Genomic DNA, 18990 nt, shown 5'->3' on the forward strand with positions numbered 1-18990 from the left:
TCCTTATGCAGTCATAGTATAGCCTGGTTAGTATTCGGGGTTTCCAACCCTGTGACGCGGGTTCGAATCCCGCTGACTGCATACTAAATTTTGAATAGATCAATTTTTTAAATTATAGAATATTGTTTTTGTGTGAAGTTAGATCTTAGAGAAATAGCATTAAACCGTATGAGGACGTTAGTTCAAATTGCAATTGACAATGCAAAGACTGATCCAGTGCTCTCTCAAAGACAGGCATTACTTGCTAGAAAAATAAGCATGAGGCATAAAATCCGGATGCCATATGAGCTTAGAATGGCCTTTTGCAAAAAATGTAAAAGCTTTATCGCACCGGGAATAAATTCAAAGATTCGGGTAGGAAGATCTTCAATTAAATCAGTAAGAATAACTTGCAACTTTTGTGGCCATACTTACAGAAAAATTATTCCTCCTCGATCTTGAGTCTATTATAACCAACTAGGCACAATCCCTCAATGATTTATAAGACCATACGAGAGTTTTTCACTCTATGGCAAAGGTCTATGACGTACCAGCTGATATGTTGATTAGCAGATTAGCAGATATTCTAAAAAATGAAGATATTCCAGCACCAGAATGGGCCTCATTTGTTAAGACCGGAGCACATGCTGACAAACCTCCTCAAGACAAAGATTGGTGGCATACTAGATGTGCATCGATTTTAAGAAAAATCTACTTGCACGGACCAGTTGGTGTTAATGAACTATGTAAGGAATACGGCGGAGGAAAGCCATTGGGATATGGAGCAAGACACCACAAAGATGCAAGTGGCGCAATTATTAGAAATGCAATTCACGGATTAGAAAAATTAGGTTATCTTGATAAAGTAGAGAAGAAAGGAAGAGTTGCATCAAAACAAGGAATGCAAAAACTAGACAAGCTAGCAACTGAAATCCTCAAAGAATTATCTGCTGAAAAACCAGAATTGAAAGTTTATTCATAGTGATTAAATGAGTTATCCAAATTCGGATGAATCTGAAAATCAAGACAATCCAAGCGAGGCAGAGATTTCAGCCCAAAAGGAAATCATTCTAAAACAAATTCTTGACTCAGAAGCAAGACTTCGCTTAAACAATGTTAGGATGGTTAAACCAGATCTTGCAGGAATGATTGAAAACTATATCATTGGCATGGCATCACAGGGAAAGATTAGATCCCCCATCACAGACGATCAGCTAAAACAGATACTATTATCCACCCAGCAACCCAAACGAGATTTCAAGATAAATCGTCGCTAAGAAAATATAATTAGGGGAAAATCAGAGTAACCTCATGAAAGCAGTAGTCTATGAAGAATATGCTCCTGATGATAATTATGCTAAAATTCTTAAAGTAAAAGATATTGATGATCCAAAACCAAAATCAAACGAAGTAGTTTTAAAACTAAAGGCAGCAGCTCTCAATTATAACGATATTTGGGGAATGAGAGGCGTACCTATTGCAATCCCATTACCACATATTTCTGGTTCTGATGCAGCAGGTGACGTAGTTGCTGTTGGAGAAGATGTTACAAATTTCAAGGTCGGAGATAGAGTAGTTTCTCACTCAAATCTTGCATGTAGAGTATGTGAATTATGTACCTCTGGTAGAGAGTATGACTGTACCAAAAGACAAGTCTGGGGATTCCAGACAGGTCCATTATGGGGAGCATACAGTGAACTAGTTCATTTACCAGAGACAAACGTTTCAAAAATTCCTGAAGGTGTGTCATATGAAGATGCAGCAGCAGCTTCCATGACAATTCTAACATCATGGCACATGTTAGTAGGCAGAGCAAAAATCACACCAGGACAAACTGTTCTTATCATGGGTGGTGGTTCTGGAGTAGGAAGTTTTGGTATTCAAATTGCTAAACTTTACAACTGTACTGTAATTGCAACTGCAAGTCCAGATAAACTGGACAAGTGTAGAGAATTAGGAGCAGATTATGCAGTAGATCACAGAAAAGATGACTGGAACAAAGAAGTCTATAAAATTACTAAAGAGATTGCATCAAAAACTGGTGTAAGACCAGGAATTGATCTTACCTTTGATCACATTGGTCAGACTCACTTTAACAAACAATTGACTCTACTAAACTATGGTGGTACCCTAGTTTCTTGTGGAGCAACAACCGGTTATGATGCTCAAATTGATCTTAGACACATATTCTTCAAAGGAATCAATGTCTTAGGTTCAACTCAAGGAACAAAAGCAGAGATGGAGCAAGGATTGTACTGGATGGGTAAGGGCAAGATTAAAGCTGAAATCGATTCAATATACACATTTGAGCAAGCTGCAGAGGCACATACCAAAATGCTTCAAGGTAAATTCTTTGGCAAAATCTTAATGAAACCAGAGTAGTAAAAATAAAAACTAATTCTTGTCAAAAACAAAAATAATTAAAATAAATCCAAAGAATCCTCAGATAAACAAAATTCGTCAAGCTGCATTAATTATCAAAAACGGTGGAACGGTTGCTTTTCCAACTGAAACTGTTTATGGTCTTGGCGCAAATGCACTAAATACAAAGGCAGTAAAAAAAATTTTCAAAGCAAAAAAAAGACCTGCTGATAATCCGTTAATTGTTCACATAAACAAGTATGATGATCTGCAAATCCTAACTGACAAAATCCCACCATTAACCAAAAAAATTACGCGCAAATATTGGCCAGGACCTCTAACAATCCTTGTAAAAAAATCAAAAAATGTACCTGATACTACCACTGGTGGCCAAAAAACAGTAGCAGTACGTATTCCCTCAAACAAAATTGCACGATTATTGATAAAAGAATCTGGTGTTCCAGTTGCAGCCCCATCTGCCAATTTATTTGGAAAACCTAGTCCAACTTCTGCTAAACACGTAATAGATGATCTTTATGGAAGAGTTGATGCCATAATCGATGGAGGTACTACAGACATTGGTCTAGAGTCTACGGTTCTAGACATTACAAAAAAAGTTCCAATCTTGTTAAGGCCTGGAAAAATTACAAAAGAGAATCTTCAAGGAATAATAAAAATAAAACTAGATCAAAGCCTTACTGGAAAACGTACAAAGATTTCAAAGCCAAGATCTCCTGGAATGAAATACAAGCATTATACTCCTAACGCACGAGTAATTTTATTAAAAAACTCTATCAAAAATATTGATCAAAGAATTTTAGAGCTTGTCAAAAGGTACCAAAATAAGAAAAAAAGAGTTGGTATAGTTACCACACAGAAAAACAAGAAATACAAATCAAATCTAACTCTTTTTCTTGGGACAGATCCCAAAGAAATTGCAAAAAATTTGTTTTCTGTATTTCGAAAGTTTGATAGCCAAAAAATTGACATCCTCATAATACAAGAGATTGCTGATAATGACTTGGGTTTTGCTATAATGAATAGATTAAACAAGGCAGCATACCAAGTAATCACAAAATAACCAACTACAATCACCAAAATCTTAATGTGGCTAAATGATTAGAGTTACATTATGTCTAGGCTCTTTCGCAGTCTTATCTTTGTTCCAGGAAACAACGAACGCTTTTTGGAAAAAGCAAAATCAATGACTGCTGATATTGTCTGCTTTGATCTTGAGGACTCTGTTCCTGAAAATGAAAAGAATAATGCTCGAAATTTGATCAAAAATGCCCTAAAATCAAGGTCTGAATACAAACCTGCAGTATATGTCAGAACGAATTCTCCTATATCTGGAAAAATTCCAAAAGATCTTGATTCTGTAATCCAAAAAGGGATTGATGGAATCGTAATCCCAAAGGTAAACAACACAAAAGAACTCAAAAAAATTGAAAAAATTCTTTTGAAAATAGAAAAAAAACGTAAGATAACACCCATCCAAATTATACCATCCATTGAAAGTGCAGAAGGCGTGGTTAATTGCTATGAAATATCTTCTGCCTCAAAACGTGTCTGTGCCATAGTCTTTGGAGTGTTTGATCTACTAAATGATATGGGAATAGAATATACAAAACAACCTGAGGGAGCAAAATATGCCAGATCAAAAGTTTCACTTGATGCAAAAGCTGCTGGCATAGCATCAATTGATGCCATATGGCAGGATCTTAAAGACAAAGAAGGACTAGTTGAGGACTGTAAAATTGGAAAAAGTTTGGGATATTCTGGAAAAAGCTTAATCCATCCAGATCAAATTGAAATTACTCATGAAATATTCTATCCAAGCAAACCAGAAATTGATTGGGCAGAAAAAGTTTGTCAGGTATATCTTGAATCGACTAAGAAAGGAAAAGGAGCGACAACAGTTGAGGGAAAAATGATAGATGAGGTTCACTATAAGCAAGCTAAAGCTTTACTTGAATTAATTAAAAAGCAATAATTCTATACTTCCATTAGCAATAATGTTGATTTTACATTTGAGATTTTTCTCATTTGCCAAGAAATTGCCTTTTTAATTAGTTCAGCCTTTCTTGAAACAAGTTTTGCAATAATGTTGTATGCACCAAATGTCTCCTGAACTTCTTTCACATAATCAACATGTCTTATCTCTTCAATTACTGATTCCTCTGTGCCCTTATCACAAGTAATTAGTACATATGCACTAACAGTTTTTTCACTCTTCACGTTGACCACAACTTTGATACGATATAGCTTCGCAGTCTAAGCAATTTCTCAAAGAGTTTTTGATCATAGTGGGATTCAGAAATTATTTTACCAATCTTTTCGTTGATTAATTCCAGTTCGCCATATGAAACTCTCTCCAGTTCTCTAGAGTATTTTGGATTCTGAGCGAGTTCTATGATGTCATTTGTTGAAAATCTTGCAAATACTAATGCCATACATAAAATAGGCGATCATTATATTTGAAGGGTAATTGATATTCTCAATAAACTCATTTGAAAAAGTATTATTAAATTAAACAAATTTTCACTTTTTAATCAAATTACCTTAAATATCATTTTCACGTAATTATATTGACGAGGACAACAATGATAGTTCTTCTATCAATGTTCAGTGCTGTGTCAAGGTAATTGTCTAGGAAGGCCTAGAAAAAGCAAAGCACTAACTCTATCCGTGGTTCCTCCTGGGATAGAGAACAATTCCTCGTCGTCCTATCTCAATTGTTTTATTTTATTATAGAGTATTGATAGTGTGAGCTCAACATCAATCTATCAGGCAATTCATGATGCACATTTGGATAATAGATTAGAAGAAATTTTACTAAAACTATTAGAGCATAATTCGTCTCCTAATGCCCAAGAACCCATAAGACAGTTTTTGGCAAACTATGAATTGATGAATGAAAATTTCTGGTCTTCATACAAAAAGGCAAATACAATTGAAGATGCTTTGGAAAGATATTATCAGTTTACAAAAAATCAATGTATTTTGGTAGAAACACTCATGGTAAATTTACGATTTACAATTGATAAGGATAATTCTAGAAAGGATCTTGCAGTGATGTTAAAGGATGGATTTACATTTTAGTTATGACAATTGCTCCATGCAATGATTACATTTTTGAGCCTTTATTCTGTCTCCGCCATCTGTCATCCATAATCTAACACTCTTCATACATCTTGGACATGAAATTACACTGTATAGCATAGTGTATCGGTAATAATACGTAAAAATAATTTAAAGACTTGACGATGTCCATTTGAACTCACAGATTTTAAAGATACTAATAAAGCAGATAATCCTCTCAAATTATAGATGGTTGATCTTTTAGATCCAATTAATGCTATTACCAGAATGTTTGAGGCAGAGAAATTTGATGATGTAGTCATTTACTGCAAAAAAATTTTAGATAAAAACCCAAAAGATATGACTGGTTTACAAAACATTACTACTGCGTTTCTTCATTTAGGACAATATCAAGATGCATTAGACTATTCAAGTAAAGTATTGGAGATGAATCCAACCGATACATATGCCTTAAAAAATAAAATTTTTGCCTTAGAACGCCTACGTAAATTTGATGATGTTTTAAAATCCTGTCAACAAATGCTTGATATTGATAAAAATGACACTTGGACTCTTAATAGCATGGGATTATCATTAAATGAACTTGATCAACATGCAGAAGCTATAGAATTTTACGAAAAGACTCTTCAGCTTGAACCAAATAATATCACAGCCTTAATGAATAAAGCAGTATCACTTAGCTATCTCAATAAATTTGAGCAATCAATTGAATGCTATGACAAAGTACAACAAATTGATCCTACAATAAAGCAGGCAAAAAAAGCAAAATCAGCTCTTTATGTAAAATTGGGAAAAGAAGATGAATCATTTTTAGCAGCACAAGGAGTCTTGGTTAAAGATATGAAAAAAATTCTTCAGGATGCTAAAAACAACAAGTGTACAGTCTTTCATCAGTTTTGTTTGAACGAATTCAATGATATGGAAGAAAAAAAACTCCGATCACAATCTTAATAATTTCATAGATTTCATTAGAATCTGAATAATGTTCACTGGAATCATTGAAGGAATAGGTAAAGTTGAGAAAATTGAAAAGAGTAAGAATAGAAGCGCTGTAAAAATGACAGTTGATCTTGGAACAAAATCCAGAGGTCTAAAGATTGGTCAAAGCGTTGCATTAAACGGAGTGTGTTTGACTGTTACTAAAATTGCAAAAAATAAGGCAAATTTTGAGATGATTGACGAGACAACAAAAAAAACAGATTTAGGAAATCTAAAACCAGGCAGCATCATAAACATAGAGAGAAGTCTCAAGGCAAATGATCGACTAGAAGGACATTTTGTATTGGGTCATGTAGATGGAGTTGGCATAATTAAAAAAATTCTCAAAAAACCAAAGGAAGTTCAAGTCTGGTTTGAAATCCCAAAAAAATTGTCAAAATATGTTGTAAAAAAGGGCTCTATTGCTATAGATGGAATTAGTTTGACGGTAGTTGATGTAAAAAAGAATCTAGCATCAGTCTGTCTGATACCTCATACCATCGATGTTACAAACTTTCATACAAAAAAGATAGGCGACAAGGTTAATATTGAAACTGACATTCTTGGAAAATACATTCTAAAATAAGGCTAATTTATTACAAATTTAGTGGTAATTACCAATTTTTTAGTAAACTTTATAATCTGAAACCAAAGGATTTTTCATATGTCACTAGATGCAGCCATCCATTCACTAAAGCAAGGCGAATTTGTTCTCTTACATGATTCTGCGGGTAGAGAAAATGAAATTGACATGGTAGTTGCTGCTGAGCTAATCACTCCTGAACATGTTGCAAGAATGCGACAGCATGCAGGCGGCCTACTATGTCTTGCCATTGACAATGGATTTGGAAAATCACTTGGATTAAGATACATGCATGACATTTTATCAGATACATTTGAAGAGAACTCTAAAGATATGATAATGGGGCTTGCTCCATACGGAGATCATCCTACATTTTCTATATCTATTAACCATTATCAAACCTATACTGGAATTACCGATAATGACAGAGCCTTGACCATAAAAGAACTCTCAAAATTACATGATATTGAAAGTCCTAAAAACAAATTTGTTTCTTCTTTTAAGACTCCTGGCCATGTTCCACTATTGATTGCATCAAATGATCTTTTACTCAAAAGACAGGGACACACTGAGATGTCAATTTATCTAACACAGCTAGCAGGTCTTAAACCCGTTACTGCAATTTGTGAAATGATGGATGCAGATACCTATTCAGCACTATCTGTTGAAAAAGCATCCAAATATGCCAAACAAAATGGTATTCCTTTACTTGATGGAAAGGAACTAGTAGAATACGCTAAGGTGCATTAATTTTGAACATTGCCATTGTCGTTGCGGAGTTTAATGAAAAAATTACATCAAGAATGTTTCAAGTTGCAAAAGAAAAAGCAGAGGTATTAAAACTAAACATAAAGTATACCTCTACTGTTCCTGGAGCGTATGATATGCCAATTGTCGTAGATGCATTATTACAAAAAAAAGATGTCGATGCAGTAGTGACACTTGGAGCAATAATAAAAGGTCAAACTAAACATGATGAAGTAATTGCAAATTCAACTGCAAAATCTTTAACTGAATTATCCGTCAAATACAAAAAGCCTGTATCATTGGGTATTACGGGACCTGGAATGCAGGAAAGACACGCTCTTGCAAGAATTCGTCCCGTGGCCGAAAGGGCAGTTGAGGCAGTTTCTAAACTCTCTAATGAATTAAATAAAATCCAGAAATGATTCAGCTTACCATTCTCAAAATTACTGGATATGGCCCTTGGACCCTGACTTTAGGCAGTGATAGAGAGCATGAATTACAGATGCTTCAGGCCTCACTGTATAAAGAAATTCAGTCTCAATTTTCTAAAAAAAACTGTATTACATTTCTAAATCGCTCTGATGAATTCTTTGTTGTATCAAATGGGCTGAAACTAGAGGACCATATAGAAATTCAAAAAAACTTGGAGTCAAAATTTGATATCCGTCTTTCAATGTCCATTGGGCATGCCGAAAATCCATTTGATGCCAATCTAAAGGCTTACGAGGGGAAAAAAACAAAAAAAATTCTAAATCAAGAACACAACATCTATGGGATTCTAAACGGTTCGTCTGAATCAAAAGTTACAATAATGCATCTTGATGTTGAAGACTTGACTTCGCAAAGAAAAACAATGTCTCCGTATGAAATATCATCTAAGATCTTCAAACTTTATTCTACCATGTCTGAATTTTTCATAAATTACAAATCATTGACATTCTTTATGGGTGGTGATAATTTTATGGTTGTAAGCTCAAATGATGCAAAATCTGCAGCAAGAAATTTCCTGGACATGATAAAAAAAGATGGAATAACCTTAAACTGTGGAATCGGAACTGCTAAAACATCTCGTGAAGCAGTCAAGCTTGCAACAAAATCACTTGATACTATTAGAGAGATAAGAGATTCCGGAAAAGAAAAGCCTGAAATTTATGAATTGTCATGATTTTAAAAAATCTCAGTGTTTTGTTGGGTAAAGAATTACATTACAAATCATCTTGTAGTATTCAAATTTCAAAACAAAAATTTCATAGAATCCAAGATAGTATCAAACCAAGCTCAAATGAAAGTGTAATTGATTGCGAGGGATTAATGGCAATCCCTGGATTTATCAATTCACATACACACATTGGTGATTCAATTGCAAAAGATTTTACTCTCAACAAAACAGTCGATGAAAAAATCCATCCATTGTTTGGCGCAAAACCAAAAATTCTAAAAAAATCGAACCCTGCCCATCTTTCAGCATTTATAGAAAATACCTGCAAAAGTATGATAAAAAATGGAATTACAACATTTGTTGATTTTAGGGAAGGTGGTCTTGACGGGATAGAATTAATTCGTAAGGCAACATCAAAAATTCCAATTCGAGCAATTATTCTAGGAAGAATTGAGCATTACAGCTCGCCAGCACAAATAAGAAAAAACTCTCTTTTTCCAAGAGAGAAATCTTCAGAGTTGACAAAAATTCTTGCAAAATGTGATGGTTTGGGTATAAGCGGTGCTAATGAAAATAGTGATTCTGTACTAGGATACTATTCTAAAACGAGTAAGCTAAGGGCAATCCATGCTGCCGAAACAAAGCAGAGTGTAGATACTTCAAAAAAGACTACAAAAAAATCCGAAGTACTACGTGCACTGAAATTAAAACCACATTTTCTAGTTCATATGACATATGCATCCAATAGCGATCTTAACTTGGCAGCAAAAAAAACTCGGGGTATTGTAATTTGCCCAAGAGCAAACGCTGCACTAGCAGAAGGCATTCCCAATATTTTTCCAATGCTTAGATCACAATGTACAATTGCAATAGGAACTGATAATGTAATGATCAATTCCCCTGATATGTTTAGAGAGATGGATTATCTTTGGAAAGCTACAATGGGATTAAACAAAAAAAGAATTGATCCCAGATTAATTCTTAAAATGGCAACAACCAACGCTTCATCAATTTTACATAAGAATATTGGAATTATAGAACGTGGAAGGTTAGCAGATCTTGTTTTGATTGATAAACATGCAATTGATTTAGAACCAATGCATAATCCTTACGCATCGCTTGTTCACCGTGCATCTGAATCAACAATTCGCACAGTTCTGATAGGAGGAAATGTAGTACATGGTAAGATCTAGACCAAAAATAATTCTTAGCGCAGCTATGACAATTGATGGTAAGATTGCATCTAAAAGTGGAGATTCCAAACTTTCTTCTAAAAAAGATAAAATCCGTGTACACAAACTTCGTTCAAAAACCGATGCAATACTAATTGGAAAAAATACTTTATTGCGTGACGATCCGTTATTGACCGTTAGATATCATAAAGGGAAAAACCCAATTAGAATAATTCTGGACTCAAAAGGTGAAATTCCACCCAATTCAAAAATTATCAAGACTTGCAAAAAAATTCCTACCATCATTGCTGTATCACAAAATATATCTCAAAAAAACTTGAATCGGTTAAAGAAATTACCTCTACAAATAATCTTTGCAGGTACTAAGAGAATCAGCATTCAAAAATTATTAAAAATCCTTTTCAAACAAAAGATACAGACTATATTATTAGAAGGAGGAAGTAAAACTAATTGGGAATTTATCAGTAAAGGATTTGTTGATGAGATTATTATCACCATCGCACCAATTGTAGTTGGCGGTCAAACCAGTACCTCTCTGGTTGGGGGAGAAGGTTTTTTGAATATGCAAAAATCCAAGAAATTTAAATTAAAAAATATAAGTAAATTCAAAAATGAGTTTGTAGTTCATTACAGTAAACTGTAAGTTATTATACTAATAGTACAGTAAAATTTTAGATCTTGGCAACAAAAAAGAAATCAAAATCAACTAGTAGAAAATCAAAATCAACTAGTAGAAAATCAAAAGCTACAAAATCAAAATCCAAGAGCAAATCAAAGTCTAAGAAAAAAGCCTTTGGCGGTTATGCAATTAACTTTGGTGGACGAAAAGAAACGGTTGAGCAAGTCTTTGGTAAAAAACCAATTGCACCAAGTGAAATGACAAAGAAAATTTGGGCATTTGTTAAATCAAAGAAACTTTCAAACAAGTAGCTATTACCTTCTTTTTCATTTTCTAATTAACAATTATTAAACTCCGTAATTACACGTGTGTATGTCGACCACTTCCTTACGAAAAGATCACGATCTCATTGAGAAAGTCATTAAATCAATGGATACTACAGTTCAACTCTTAGAAAGTGGTAAATCTATTCCTGAATCAATTCTTTTACCCGTAATAGATTTTTCAAAAAATTTTACTGATGTATGCCATCATAGCAAAGAAGAAAATTCATTTTTCCCTGCATTAGGTAAAGCAGGCATGCCAACTAACATGGGTCCTATTGCTGTTATGCTTATGGAACACGAAAAGTCACGAAAAATTGCATCAAATATGGAACAATCAACCAAAACTTATCTTTCAACTGGAGATGCAACAAAGTTAATCTCAGATATGAAAGAATATGTTGAACATATTACCGAACACCTCTGGAAAGAAAATAATCGTCTTTTCATGATGGCAGAAGCAAGATTGCAATATGTTGCAAAACAAATTGATACCGAATTACATGAGATAGAAGCAAAGAAACTCAAAGAAACTGGTAAGACCAGAGCCGATTATGAAAAAATTGCAGAAGATATTGCTAAACAGATTTCTGAGCAATAAACTAAATTCTTTTGGCCCATCCTCGCTGCACCAATGATTCTATATTTTCCAATTTAATGCAAGCAGGGGTGTTGTTACTTTTCTTTAACACTAATTCATAATCTGGAGGACACTGAATATTTTGTATTAATACTCCTTTTCGATGTTGCTCTAATGGTGGCCGATTACTTCTTTCTGATTTGAAACTATCTTGAATTGATTCTGTAGTGTAATTATCTTTGATTCCAGTTCTTCCATCCAGAGTAAATTTTTCAATATTTTGTCCCACATACCCAGACGCTAAAGTACTGCCATCTCTATACTCGAATTCAATCTCCTCTCCTATGTGTATAATTTTCCCATCAATAGTTCTGGGTATTTTGAGTACAGTATAGAACAAGCCAGTATTTTCACCAGTTTCCCTTAATACAGAAGGTCTTGGCTCAAACGCATCAATTGCTTTTCTGTCACCTAGACTGATTCTAATTTTATCTGATCTAAAAGAAATCAATCCTAATGAATAACTCTCAGCCTTTTCACTGTCTAGATTCAAATCATTATCTGATAAAACAAGTGTAAACGGATGACCTATTCGAAAGGAAGTTGAACTAGATTCTATGGATGGGTTTGCAAGGCCAAATGTTGCCGAATCAGTCACTCTTCTTGAATTTCCAGAATAATCAACAGGATCAGAATATTCTACTTTAATGACATCCCCCTGTAATATGCAGTGCTGTGATGAACCTACTGTGTCATCGAATCTAACTTCTGAGGAACCATCGCCTTCTTTAATTCCTGAAAATGTGATAATTGTTGGACATTTAGAACTCTGAGGACCATCAGTATTTCTTAATCTAATTTCAAACTCAAAAATTCCCGATTGTGGTGAAATCTCTTGGATTGGCCCAAACTGCCTGACCTTTGCTTTCTCTTCCGGAGTACTTGCAAGAGGGTGAGAATCTATTTTTCCATTATTGCTTTTTTCTCCCCCCGCGTATCCTAAAACAACTGATTCTCCTCTCACAACTGATATCTTGATTGGTCCTACTCCTGGCTCTCCTGTGACATCTTGTGCAATGGTATCAATTCCATTGGGTGAGATGTTGAAATCCTGATCAATAACTCTAATGGAAATTTTTAACTCTGAGCCGTCATTTGGAATTGGATAAACATTCTGATCAAATTGAATTTCTGAGGCGTAAACGTTTTGAACTAAACAAAAAATTAGGACAAAAAGAAAAAAACTTGGAACTGTAATAACTTTATTCAATAATCTATCTATGGGTTTTTTCTAATTAGTTTTTTCTACAATATTGAATGTTTTTTGTCTGATTTAGAAAGTTTGTTGCATGTCTTTTTTAATTTCATCAATTTTCTTTGCAAACGCTTTCTTTGCCTTGTCATTCTTCTTTAAATTAAGAACTTTGCCACAGGATGGACATTTGAACATTCCTTCAAGTGCATCTTCAAATGTTACTCTCGGACAATCTTCATTACCACAATGATAAAATTCTGAAGAGTTTTCGTAATCTAATCTTTGTTGTAGTCTCTCTGTAATCTTTTTCTTTTGATTTTCGATAAAATTTTCTACTTCTTCTCTTCTTGATCGCCATCTGTACACAAACCATCCCTTTCTTTCATCCTTGACCCTAATTCCCGTAATCAAAGATTTTCCAAACAAATCATACAGTACTTTTCTTACCATGTTGATTCTCAGACCTGTTGAGCTTGCAATCTCTTCATCTGTAGCATCTTCTGCTTTTAGTAGAGACCTTGCAACTTTGAGATATTCATCTCCCCCAATCATTTGGGCAATTCTTACAAATGGATCTTCGTACTTGTCAATCAACGATTATTTTCTTCTCCATCTATTATTAATCCCTTGTTTTATTCACGATAACCCTTTTGCCTTCATTTGTTGGAATGATCTCTCTTTTGGCATTGGAAAATTTTACATCAAATTGTTTCCCTTTTTGTATTCTGTCTAATAATACTGCCAGTGCACTAATCTCTGAATGTGGTTGGTTGCCAATTGAAACGTTGTAATCAGATAATTCATAAATTTCTCTGGGTACTTTTTCAGCACCGACTACGATTAGTATGTTTGATTCATTTTGAATCTTATCGTCAATTTGGTTTATTTCAGTCCCATACATAGTTAAATGGATAATTTTCACAGAATTCTTCTTTTTTTCTTTTAGTACACTTTTCCAATTTTCAATAAACTCAACTACAAAATCTCCTCCCCAAGTTTCGTTAATTTTCTCTAATGTTTCTTTAATCTCTGGATTCACTTCGTTCATGAAGATTTTTGATGCTCCAAATGCTCTGGAGACCAAAGCAACATGAGTAGTCACTCTGTCGTCTCTGACTACTCTTTGACCTATTCTAAGAACTTCGATTGTCATAAAATTTTTCCAACTCTTCTTTGTATGGATTTTTTATAATTGTTGGAGTTTGCTGACCGTCTAATACTTCCTTGATCAACTCTTTTAATTTTTGAATATTTTCACCAGACTTTGCTGAAACTGGAATCCATTTTTTACTTTCTTCCAATCCAATGCTTTTAATTTTTTCATTTATCTCACTCATATCTACCAAATCTGCTTTGTTCATTGCAAAAATTATTCTATCGGGTTGTACCCCAAGCTCACTCAAAGTTTTATGGCAACTGGCAAATTTTTTTCTCAAGTTAACCCCAGAATCACTAATATCGATCACCACCACTACAACATCTGTAAAAAGTAGTTCTTCTAGTGTTGATCTAAATGCTTCAATCATATATGCCGGAAGTTTACTGATAAAACCTACTGTATCTGAAATTAAAAATGGCACTTGATCAATTGTAACTCTTCTTATGGTTGTTGATAATGTGGTAAATAATTCACTGCTTTGTTCTTTTGTCTCTCCAGTCAAGGCATTAAACAATGTAGTTTTTCCCGCAGATGTATATCCTGCAAGAGAAATTGTTTTGAATCCCTGTCTTTTTCTTGAAACTCTGTGAAGCTCCCTTTGTTTTCCCGCCTTTTCTAATTTTGATTTTACAGTCTGCATTCTATGCTTAATATCATTATGATATGTTTCAACTTCATATTGACCAATTCCCATAAATCCTGGCTGTTCACCAATTTTTGCAAGTCTTACTTTTTCTTTGGCTCTGGACATTTCGTATCTCATTTGTGCTAATTTTACTTGCAAATGTGACTCTGAACTGGAAGCACGGCGCTCAAAAATTTCCAAAATTAGGGTTTCCCTGTCTAGGATATTTCTTCGTAATTTTGATGCAAGGTTATAATTCTGACTCGGTTTTAGAACTTCATCAAAAACTATGACATCGGGATTTAATTTCTGAGCAATAGTGTCTAGCCTTTCAACAATTTCTTCGCTTATTCCATATTTTTGGCGTTGGAGAAATTTCTGCTGTATAATATGCAAGATCTGATATCCTGCAGAATCACACAAAGCTACCGCTTCGTTTTTGATATCATCTTTATCATACGTAATTAGGATAGCTGATTGCATGTGTGGATAGAGTTCATGTCCTTTATCGTATGTTAAAGGTTCGTTTCACTAGGTTTGCTTATTAACTGACGGAATCAAACTCTGATATCTCTTCAAGATGTCAAGGTACTTTGCTATTTTTTGGTCTTCCAATGTATCGGATATTTCTTCCCCTTTGTTTTTGTAAACTATTGTTTGCTTCATGAAATACCAATATTTCCAGAATATATCAAATTACCAATCCTTTTGCGGTATGGTATTTCTAAATTTTTCTGCATGAATATTATCTCAATAACAAGTAGGACGTTGGGCTTCTAAAAAAATTAAGAAGCCCAACATTAGCAGGGGAAAAATGTCCTAATAAAATTAAGATATCGTTTTATATCAGAATACCAACCCAAATGCGGTATGCCTCAGGATCAAGGTACGAGATATGGAAATTTACTATCATACAAATACTATATTCGACCAACTGCTCACCGGCTGTATGGTTCATCATATACTTCAAAAATAAAACATCACGAGAATGTACAAAAATTATTACAAATTTTATTCATAAATGGAACATGTACCACATGGGACATGGCAAAAATTCGATTTCATAATGATATTTCAACAATTAGAACAAAAGAAAAAGAGTTTCGTCGATTACTGATAGGTCGCACTGATAGGGGAAAACATTCGGCAGGAATTTTAGAGCTTGGCCTCGTAGTAAAAGATGGAAAGAGCTACAAAAAAACTCCATCAGATCAATACAGACTATCTTTACACGGAATTTTATTCTGCCTGGATGTTCTTAATCTAAGTAATGCAGATATTGATAAAATGGCAATCCAATATTCAGCGGTTTTGCCCAAAATATTTGGAAAGTGGGAATATCTTAAATCAATTATAGGCGACGATGTATACAAGCTTCAAATCTTATCAAAGGGTTTGCTACTTGATAATCCAAATCTGATTCAAGATTCAAAAATTCCTCTCTATGAACTGATGTCATTTATTCACATAAAATATAGAAGAAACTTTGAATCTATTTCAGAAGAGGATTTGGCAAATCAAATCTCATATTGGTTTTACACATATCTTTTATACACTAGAAAACAAAAAAAGACAAAAATCCATCCAGGAGTTCAAAAATTACATAGGGTATTTGAAAGAGACGAAGAAATTCAGAAATGGTTTTTAGAATTCTTCAATGAAGCACAAAAATACTATTCTCAAAGAGCAAACGCTCTTTCTAGTTCTGGAATCGCCTAATCATTTTGCATGTTTTTTAATCATTTTTTCAAGCTGTTCAAACTCAATTGGCTTGTTAATTAAATCTCTTAATGACATGCTCTTTGCTTTTTTGAACTTATCATCATTAATTGCATAACTGGAAGTAAATACCACCCTTGCATCAGAATCTGATTTAATAATTCTGAAAAAAGTCTCAAATCCATCAATTCCCGGCATTTTAATGTCTAAAAATACGATATCAGGCTTTATTTGACGATATTTCTCAACGGCATCTTCCCCATCAACCGCAGGAATAACATTGTAACCCTCATCCATCAGCATTAATTGAGTTGCTTCAAGAAAATCAGAATCATCATCTGCAAGTAAAATAGTCTTGTCCTTACTCATATTCTCTCATCCAAGTTGATTATTAAATCCATTACTGACTTTCATAGTTTTGCTTTTTGGGCAAAGTAATTTTGAATACTACTGGATTTGGATTTACAGAAATGCTTCCACCATGTTGCTCAATAATATTTTTACAACTTGATAATCCTAAACCTGTTCCTTTAAGCTTTGATGTAAATAATGGCTCAAAAATTTTTGGCAAGTCTATTTCTGAAATCGCGGGCCCTGAATTTTCAAATTCAACAACTACAGTATTTTTCTTTTCTTTAATGCGAATTTGGATTTTGCCCTCATCATTTCCTATAGCTTGAACTGCATTTAGTAATACATTTACAAATGTAATTTCTAATTTCTCTGGGTCGCACTCAATTTCTACATCATTTTCTGGTAAAACCACTTTGACATTTTGTGGAATTTCCATAGATTCTAAACTATACTTTATCATGTTTAGTATAGAAGCAGAATTTGCAATAATCGGAGTTGTTCTTACATAATTTAGAACTCCCTCAACCTGATGTGACATTCTTTTAATAGATCTATTTATGCGAGCAATCTCTTGAGAAATTATTTCATTTTGTTGTGTATTTTGTTTCTCTATTCTTCTTGATGAGCTTCTAATAGCTCCTAATGGGTTTCTCATATCATGTGCAATATTTGATGATAGCTGTCCAATTACTGCTAGCTTTTCTTTTTCGAGTTTCTTTGAACGTTTTATGAAAAATACTATGAATAAAAGAGCAAACGCAATTAGTAATAAATTATTTTTTATTTCTTCTACCAGCAAGCTCTCCTGTGTTTTAGACAGAATGATGTCAGTAGGTGTTATCACAAATACAAAATATTCTAATTCACCATCCACGTAAATAGGAAGTCCTGTGCTGATGATTTCGCCCAGTCTATTATCCATTAAGATGGCTGAGTTAATTTCACCAGAAAACACGTTTTCATAATGTTCATTTTGAACCTGATTCCTTCCAAAATATGTTTGAGCAAAATATTCTGAGTATTTTTTTCCTATCAAGTCATGAATAGGGTTTGAGATATACATCTCATCCTTATCTAAAGCTACGATAAAACTGGAATCAACATCGTATACATTTCCATGTTTGGCAAATAACTGTCTTGGTTCTAGTACTGTTGCCACTATTCCTTTGAATTCATTATTTGTTTCATCATTAATTGAATGCAATACAGTAATTCTCAAGATTGAGTCGTTTCCTACGACTCCTGCAGTAATTCCAGATTTTTTATCTGAGATAGTTTTCCTAATAACCGAATTTTCTCCTAATTCATACCCTGCAATTTTGAATATGTCGTCCCTGGCATTTCCAATAATCTGAAATTCACTATTTAGTAAAATTACGTCAGTGATTGGAGTAATTGAATTAATTTTTTCATAAGTTTCCTTAATTTTTTGTATGGCATTTGGATTCGTCAATCCCTCTTCAAATTCCTCAGTTTCAGAAAGTAAACTCATTTCAAGCTTTACGAGTTTTAAATCTGAACTGATGTTATTTCCAAGCCCTTTGCCAATGATCTCTTGAATTTTTATCTGTTCTTCAATCAAAGAGTTCCGTATATTTTCTTCAGTATAATCATAGATTAAAAATCCAATTATTATGATTGGGACTAGAATTAGAACAGGTACGATTATTGCATTAAATTTCTTCTTATCTTTCCATGACATAATTATTTCCCCTATGAAAAATTATCATTAAAAAAACAAGTGGTTATTTTTTATTTGCACCACTCCAATTAACTAATGTGACAATCAAGACAATTCCTTTGTATCTATTTTAAAAGTCTCAGTTCTTCGGCTTGTCTTCTTTTGAACTCTTCGTTTGTTTCAAATATTTCTTTGACTATGCTGTGATTGTCATCTCGAATTGCTTTAGGTTTATTCTTAGAACCTTTTGGTCTTCCCCGTCTTCTTGTTCCGAGTGGTGTTGTTTTTGTAGGGATTTCTAAATCTGGACTTGATGCGTCTAGTTTTTGAATTCTGGTGTCTATCTCACCAGAATCATCAATGTAGATGCTCACATTGACTTTTTCTCCATTAGAAAAGGACAGTCTCACATCTGGGCATTTGGAACCAGAGAGTCTGAAAACTTGGGGCTTTGAAAATGAAAGAACAACAGACTTTGAACTATTAGAAAGGACGTTTGGCTCTAATGACTTCTCTCTGCTGGTTTCCAATGCTTCAGATGTGAGAACGGTTTGGCTCATGAAGTAGTGTACA

Annotated in this window: 26 protein-coding genes and 1 tRNA gene; 18 read left to right on the top strand and 9 right to left on the bottom strand. The window is 33.9% G+C overall.

Annotated features, from left to right (window positions below):
* Window positions 1-7 precede the first annotated feature (7 nt).
* The 7 genes from DWQ18_01350 (at window position 8) to DWQ18_01380 (ending at window position 4333) form a co-directional block, all read left to right on the top strand.
* A tRNA-Gly gene (locus DWQ18_01350) sits at window positions 8-81 on the top strand.
* 51 nt (window positions 82-132) lie between these two features.
* Entirely contained in the window at window positions 133-441 is a 309-nt protein-coding gene (locus tag DWQ18_01355; GenBank protein RDJ34606.1) for an RNase P subunit, read from the top strand.
* A gap of 67 nt (window positions 442-508) precedes the next feature.
* Window positions 509-961: a 30S ribosomal protein S19e gene (locus tag DWQ18_01360; protein ID RDJ34607.1), complete on the top strand. Its 453-nt coding sequence runs from the start codon at window positions 509-511 to the stop codon at window positions 959-961.
* A 7-nt stretch (window positions 962-968) separates the two neighbouring features.
* The gene (locus tag DWQ18_01365; protein ID RDJ34608.1) at window positions 969-1256 is read left to right on the top strand and encodes a DNA-binding protein; all 288 of its coding nucleotides are present in this window, start codon (window positions 969-971) and stop codon (window positions 1254-1256) included.
* A 34-nt stretch (window positions 1257-1290) separates the two neighbouring features.
* A complete protein-coding gene (locus DWQ18_01370) occupies window positions 1291-2361 on the top strand; it encodes a Zn-dependent oxidoreductase (GenBank protein ID RDJ34609.1) in 1071 nt (356 codons plus the stop codon).
* 19 nt (window positions 2362-2380) lie between these two features.
* Window positions 2381-3421: a threonylcarbamoyl-AMP synthase gene (locus DWQ18_01375; protein RDJ34610.1), complete on the top strand. Its 1041-nt coding sequence runs from the start codon at window positions 2381-2383 to the stop codon at window positions 3419-3421.
* A gap of 51 nt (window positions 3422-3472) precedes the next feature.
* The gene (locus tag DWQ18_01380) at window positions 3473-4333 is read left to right on the top strand and encodes a CoA ester lyase (GenBank protein RDJ34611.1); all 861 of its coding nucleotides are present in this window, start codon (window positions 3473-3475) and stop codon (window positions 4331-4333) included.
* A gap of 2 nt (window positions 4334-4335) precedes the next feature.
* Here the strand turns inward: DWQ18_01380 and DWQ18_01385 are convergent, their stop codons facing one another.
* Window positions 4336-4578, bottom strand: coding sequence for an Lrp/AsnC family transcriptional regulator (locus DWQ18_01385; GenBank protein RDJ34612.1), 243 nt, complete (start codon window positions 4576-4578; stop codon window positions 4336-4338).
* A complete protein-coding gene (locus DWQ18_01390) occupies window positions 4575-4793 on the bottom strand; it encodes a hypothetical protein (protein RDJ34613.1) in 219 nt (72 codons plus the stop codon). The genes DWQ18_01385 and DWQ18_01390 overlap by 4 nt, the downstream gene beginning before the upstream one ends.
* A 313-nt stretch (window positions 4794-5106) precedes the next feature.
* On the opposite strand from DWQ18_01390, the gene DWQ18_01395 reads away from it, so the two are divergent.
* The 10 genes from DWQ18_01395 (at window position 5107) to DWQ18_01440 (ending at window position 11645) form a co-directional block, all read left to right on the top strand.
* Window positions 5107-5442, top strand: coding sequence for a hypothetical protein (locus tag DWQ18_01395; GenBank protein RDJ34614.1), 336 nt, complete (start codon window positions 5107-5109; stop codon window positions 5440-5442).
* Between the two features lie 228 nt (window positions 5443-5670).
* The gene (locus DWQ18_01400) at window positions 5671-6393 is read left to right on the top strand and encodes a hypothetical protein (protein ID RDJ34615.1); all 723 of its coding nucleotides are present in this window, start codon (window positions 5671-5673) and stop codon (window positions 6391-6393) included.
* Between the two features lie 31 nt (window positions 6394-6424).
* Complete coding sequence (locus tag DWQ18_01405) at window positions 6425-7006, top strand: riboflavin synthase (GenBank protein ID RDJ34616.1); 582 nt, start codon at window positions 6425-6427, stop codon at window positions 7004-7006.
* Window positions 7007-7084: 78 nt separating this feature from the next.
* Entirely contained in the window at window positions 7085-7753 is a 669-nt protein-coding gene (gene ribB, locus DWQ18_01410) for a 3,4-dihydroxy-2-butanone-4-phosphate synthase (protein RDJ34617.1), read from the top strand.
* A gap of 2 nt (window positions 7754-7755) precedes the next feature.
* The gene (locus tag DWQ18_01415) at window positions 7756-8172 is read left to right on the top strand and encodes a 6,7-dimethyl-8-ribityllumazine synthase (GenBank protein RDJ34618.1); all 417 of its coding nucleotides are present in this window, start codon (window positions 7756-7758) and stop codon (window positions 8170-8172) included.
* Window positions 8169-8915 carry a GTP cyclohydrolase IIa gene (locus DWQ18_01420; GenBank protein RDJ34619.1) on the top strand — a complete coding sequence of 249 codons (747 nt, stop codon included), beginning with the start codon at window positions 8169-8171 and terminating at the stop codon, window positions 8913-8915. The genes DWQ18_01415 and DWQ18_01420 overlap by 4 nt, the downstream gene beginning before the upstream one ends.
* Window positions 8912-10102 (top strand): cytosine deaminase, encoded by a 1191-nt coding sequence (locus tag DWQ18_01425; GenBank protein ID RDJ34620.1) that lies wholly within the window; start codon window positions 8912-8914, stop codon window positions 10100-10102. Before DWQ18_01420 ends, DWQ18_01425 begins: the two co-directional genes overlap by 4 nt.
* The gene (locus DWQ18_01430) at window positions 10089-10745 is read left to right on the top strand and encodes a 2,5-diamino-6-(ribosylamino)-4(3H)-pyrimidinone 5'-phosphate reductase (protein RDJ34621.1); all 657 of its coding nucleotides are present in this window, start codon (window positions 10089-10091) and stop codon (window positions 10743-10745) included. The genes DWQ18_01425 and DWQ18_01430 overlap by 14 nt, the downstream gene beginning before the upstream one ends.
* 35 nt (window positions 10746-10780) lie before the next feature.
* Window positions 10781-11032, top strand: coding sequence for a hypothetical protein (locus DWQ18_01435; GenBank protein ID RDJ34622.1), 252 nt, complete (start codon window positions 10781-10783; stop codon window positions 11030-11032).
* Window positions 11033-11093: 61 nt separating this feature from the next.
* Window positions 11094-11645, top strand: coding sequence for a cation-binding protein (locus tag DWQ18_01440; GenBank protein ID RDJ34623.1), 552 nt, complete (start codon window positions 11094-11096; stop codon window positions 11643-11645).
* Between the two features lies 1 nt (window position 11646).
* On the opposite strand, the gene DWQ18_01445 is transcribed toward DWQ18_01440, so the two are convergent.
* From DWQ18_01445 to hflX, 4 genes are all read right to left on the bottom strand, one after another.
* The gene (locus DWQ18_01445; protein RDJ34624.1) at window positions 11647-12894 is read right to left on the bottom strand and encodes a hypothetical protein; all 1248 of its coding nucleotides are present in this window, start codon (window positions 12892-12894) and stop codon (window positions 11647-11649) included.
* 63 nt (window positions 12895-12957) lie between these two features.
* The gene (locus DWQ18_01450) at window positions 12958-13473 is read right to left on the bottom strand and encodes a transcription factor (protein RDJ34625.1); all 516 of its coding nucleotides are present in this window, start codon (window positions 13471-13473) and stop codon (window positions 12958-12960) included.
* A gap of 25 nt (window positions 13474-13498) precedes the next feature.
* Complete coding sequence (locus DWQ18_01455) at window positions 13499-14032, bottom strand: tRNA (cytidine(56)-2'-O)-methyltransferase (GenBank protein RDJ34626.1); 534 nt, start codon at window positions 14030-14032, stop codon at window positions 13499-13501.
* A complete protein-coding gene (hflX, locus tag DWQ18_01460) occupies window positions 14013-15146 on the bottom strand; it encodes a GTPase HflX (protein ID RDJ34627.1) in 1134 nt (377 codons plus the stop codon). Before hflX ends, DWQ18_01455 begins: the two co-directional genes overlap by 20 nt.
* Window positions 15147-15533: 387 nt before the next feature.
* Here hflX and DWQ18_01465 point away from each other — a divergent pair, with 387 nt between their 5' ends.
* Window positions 15534-16382 (top strand): hypothetical protein, encoded by an 849-nt coding sequence (locus DWQ18_01465; protein RDJ34628.1) that lies wholly within the window; start codon window positions 15534-15536, stop codon window positions 16380-16382.
* On the opposite strand, the gene DWQ18_01470 is transcribed toward DWQ18_01465, so the two are convergent.
* The 3 genes from DWQ18_01470 to DWQ18_01480 all read right to left on the bottom strand — a co-directional run bounded on the left by DWQ18_01470 (window position 16383) and on the right by DWQ18_01480 (window position 18977).
* Window positions 16383-16751, bottom strand: a complete 369-nt coding sequence (locus tag DWQ18_01470; GenBank protein ID RDJ34629.1) for a response regulator — start codon at window positions 16749-16751, stop codon at window positions 16383-16385.
* 31 nt (window positions 16752-16782) lie between these two features.
* A complete protein-coding gene (locus DWQ18_01475; protein ID RDJ34630.1) occupies window positions 16783-18438 on the bottom strand; it encodes a GHKL domain-containing protein in 1656 nt (551 codons plus the stop codon).
* Between the two features lie 104 nt (window positions 18439-18542).
* Entirely contained in the window at window positions 18543-18977 is a 435-nt protein-coding gene (locus DWQ18_01480; protein ID RDJ34631.1) for a hypothetical protein, read from the bottom strand.
* Window positions 18978-18990: the final 13 nt, after the last annotated feature.

Source organism: Thermoproteota archaeon (genome assembly GCA_003352285.1).
In the GTDB taxonomy this organism is placed as follows: Archaea; Thermoproteota; Nitrososphaeria; order Nitrososphaerales; family Nitrosopumilaceae; genus PXYB01.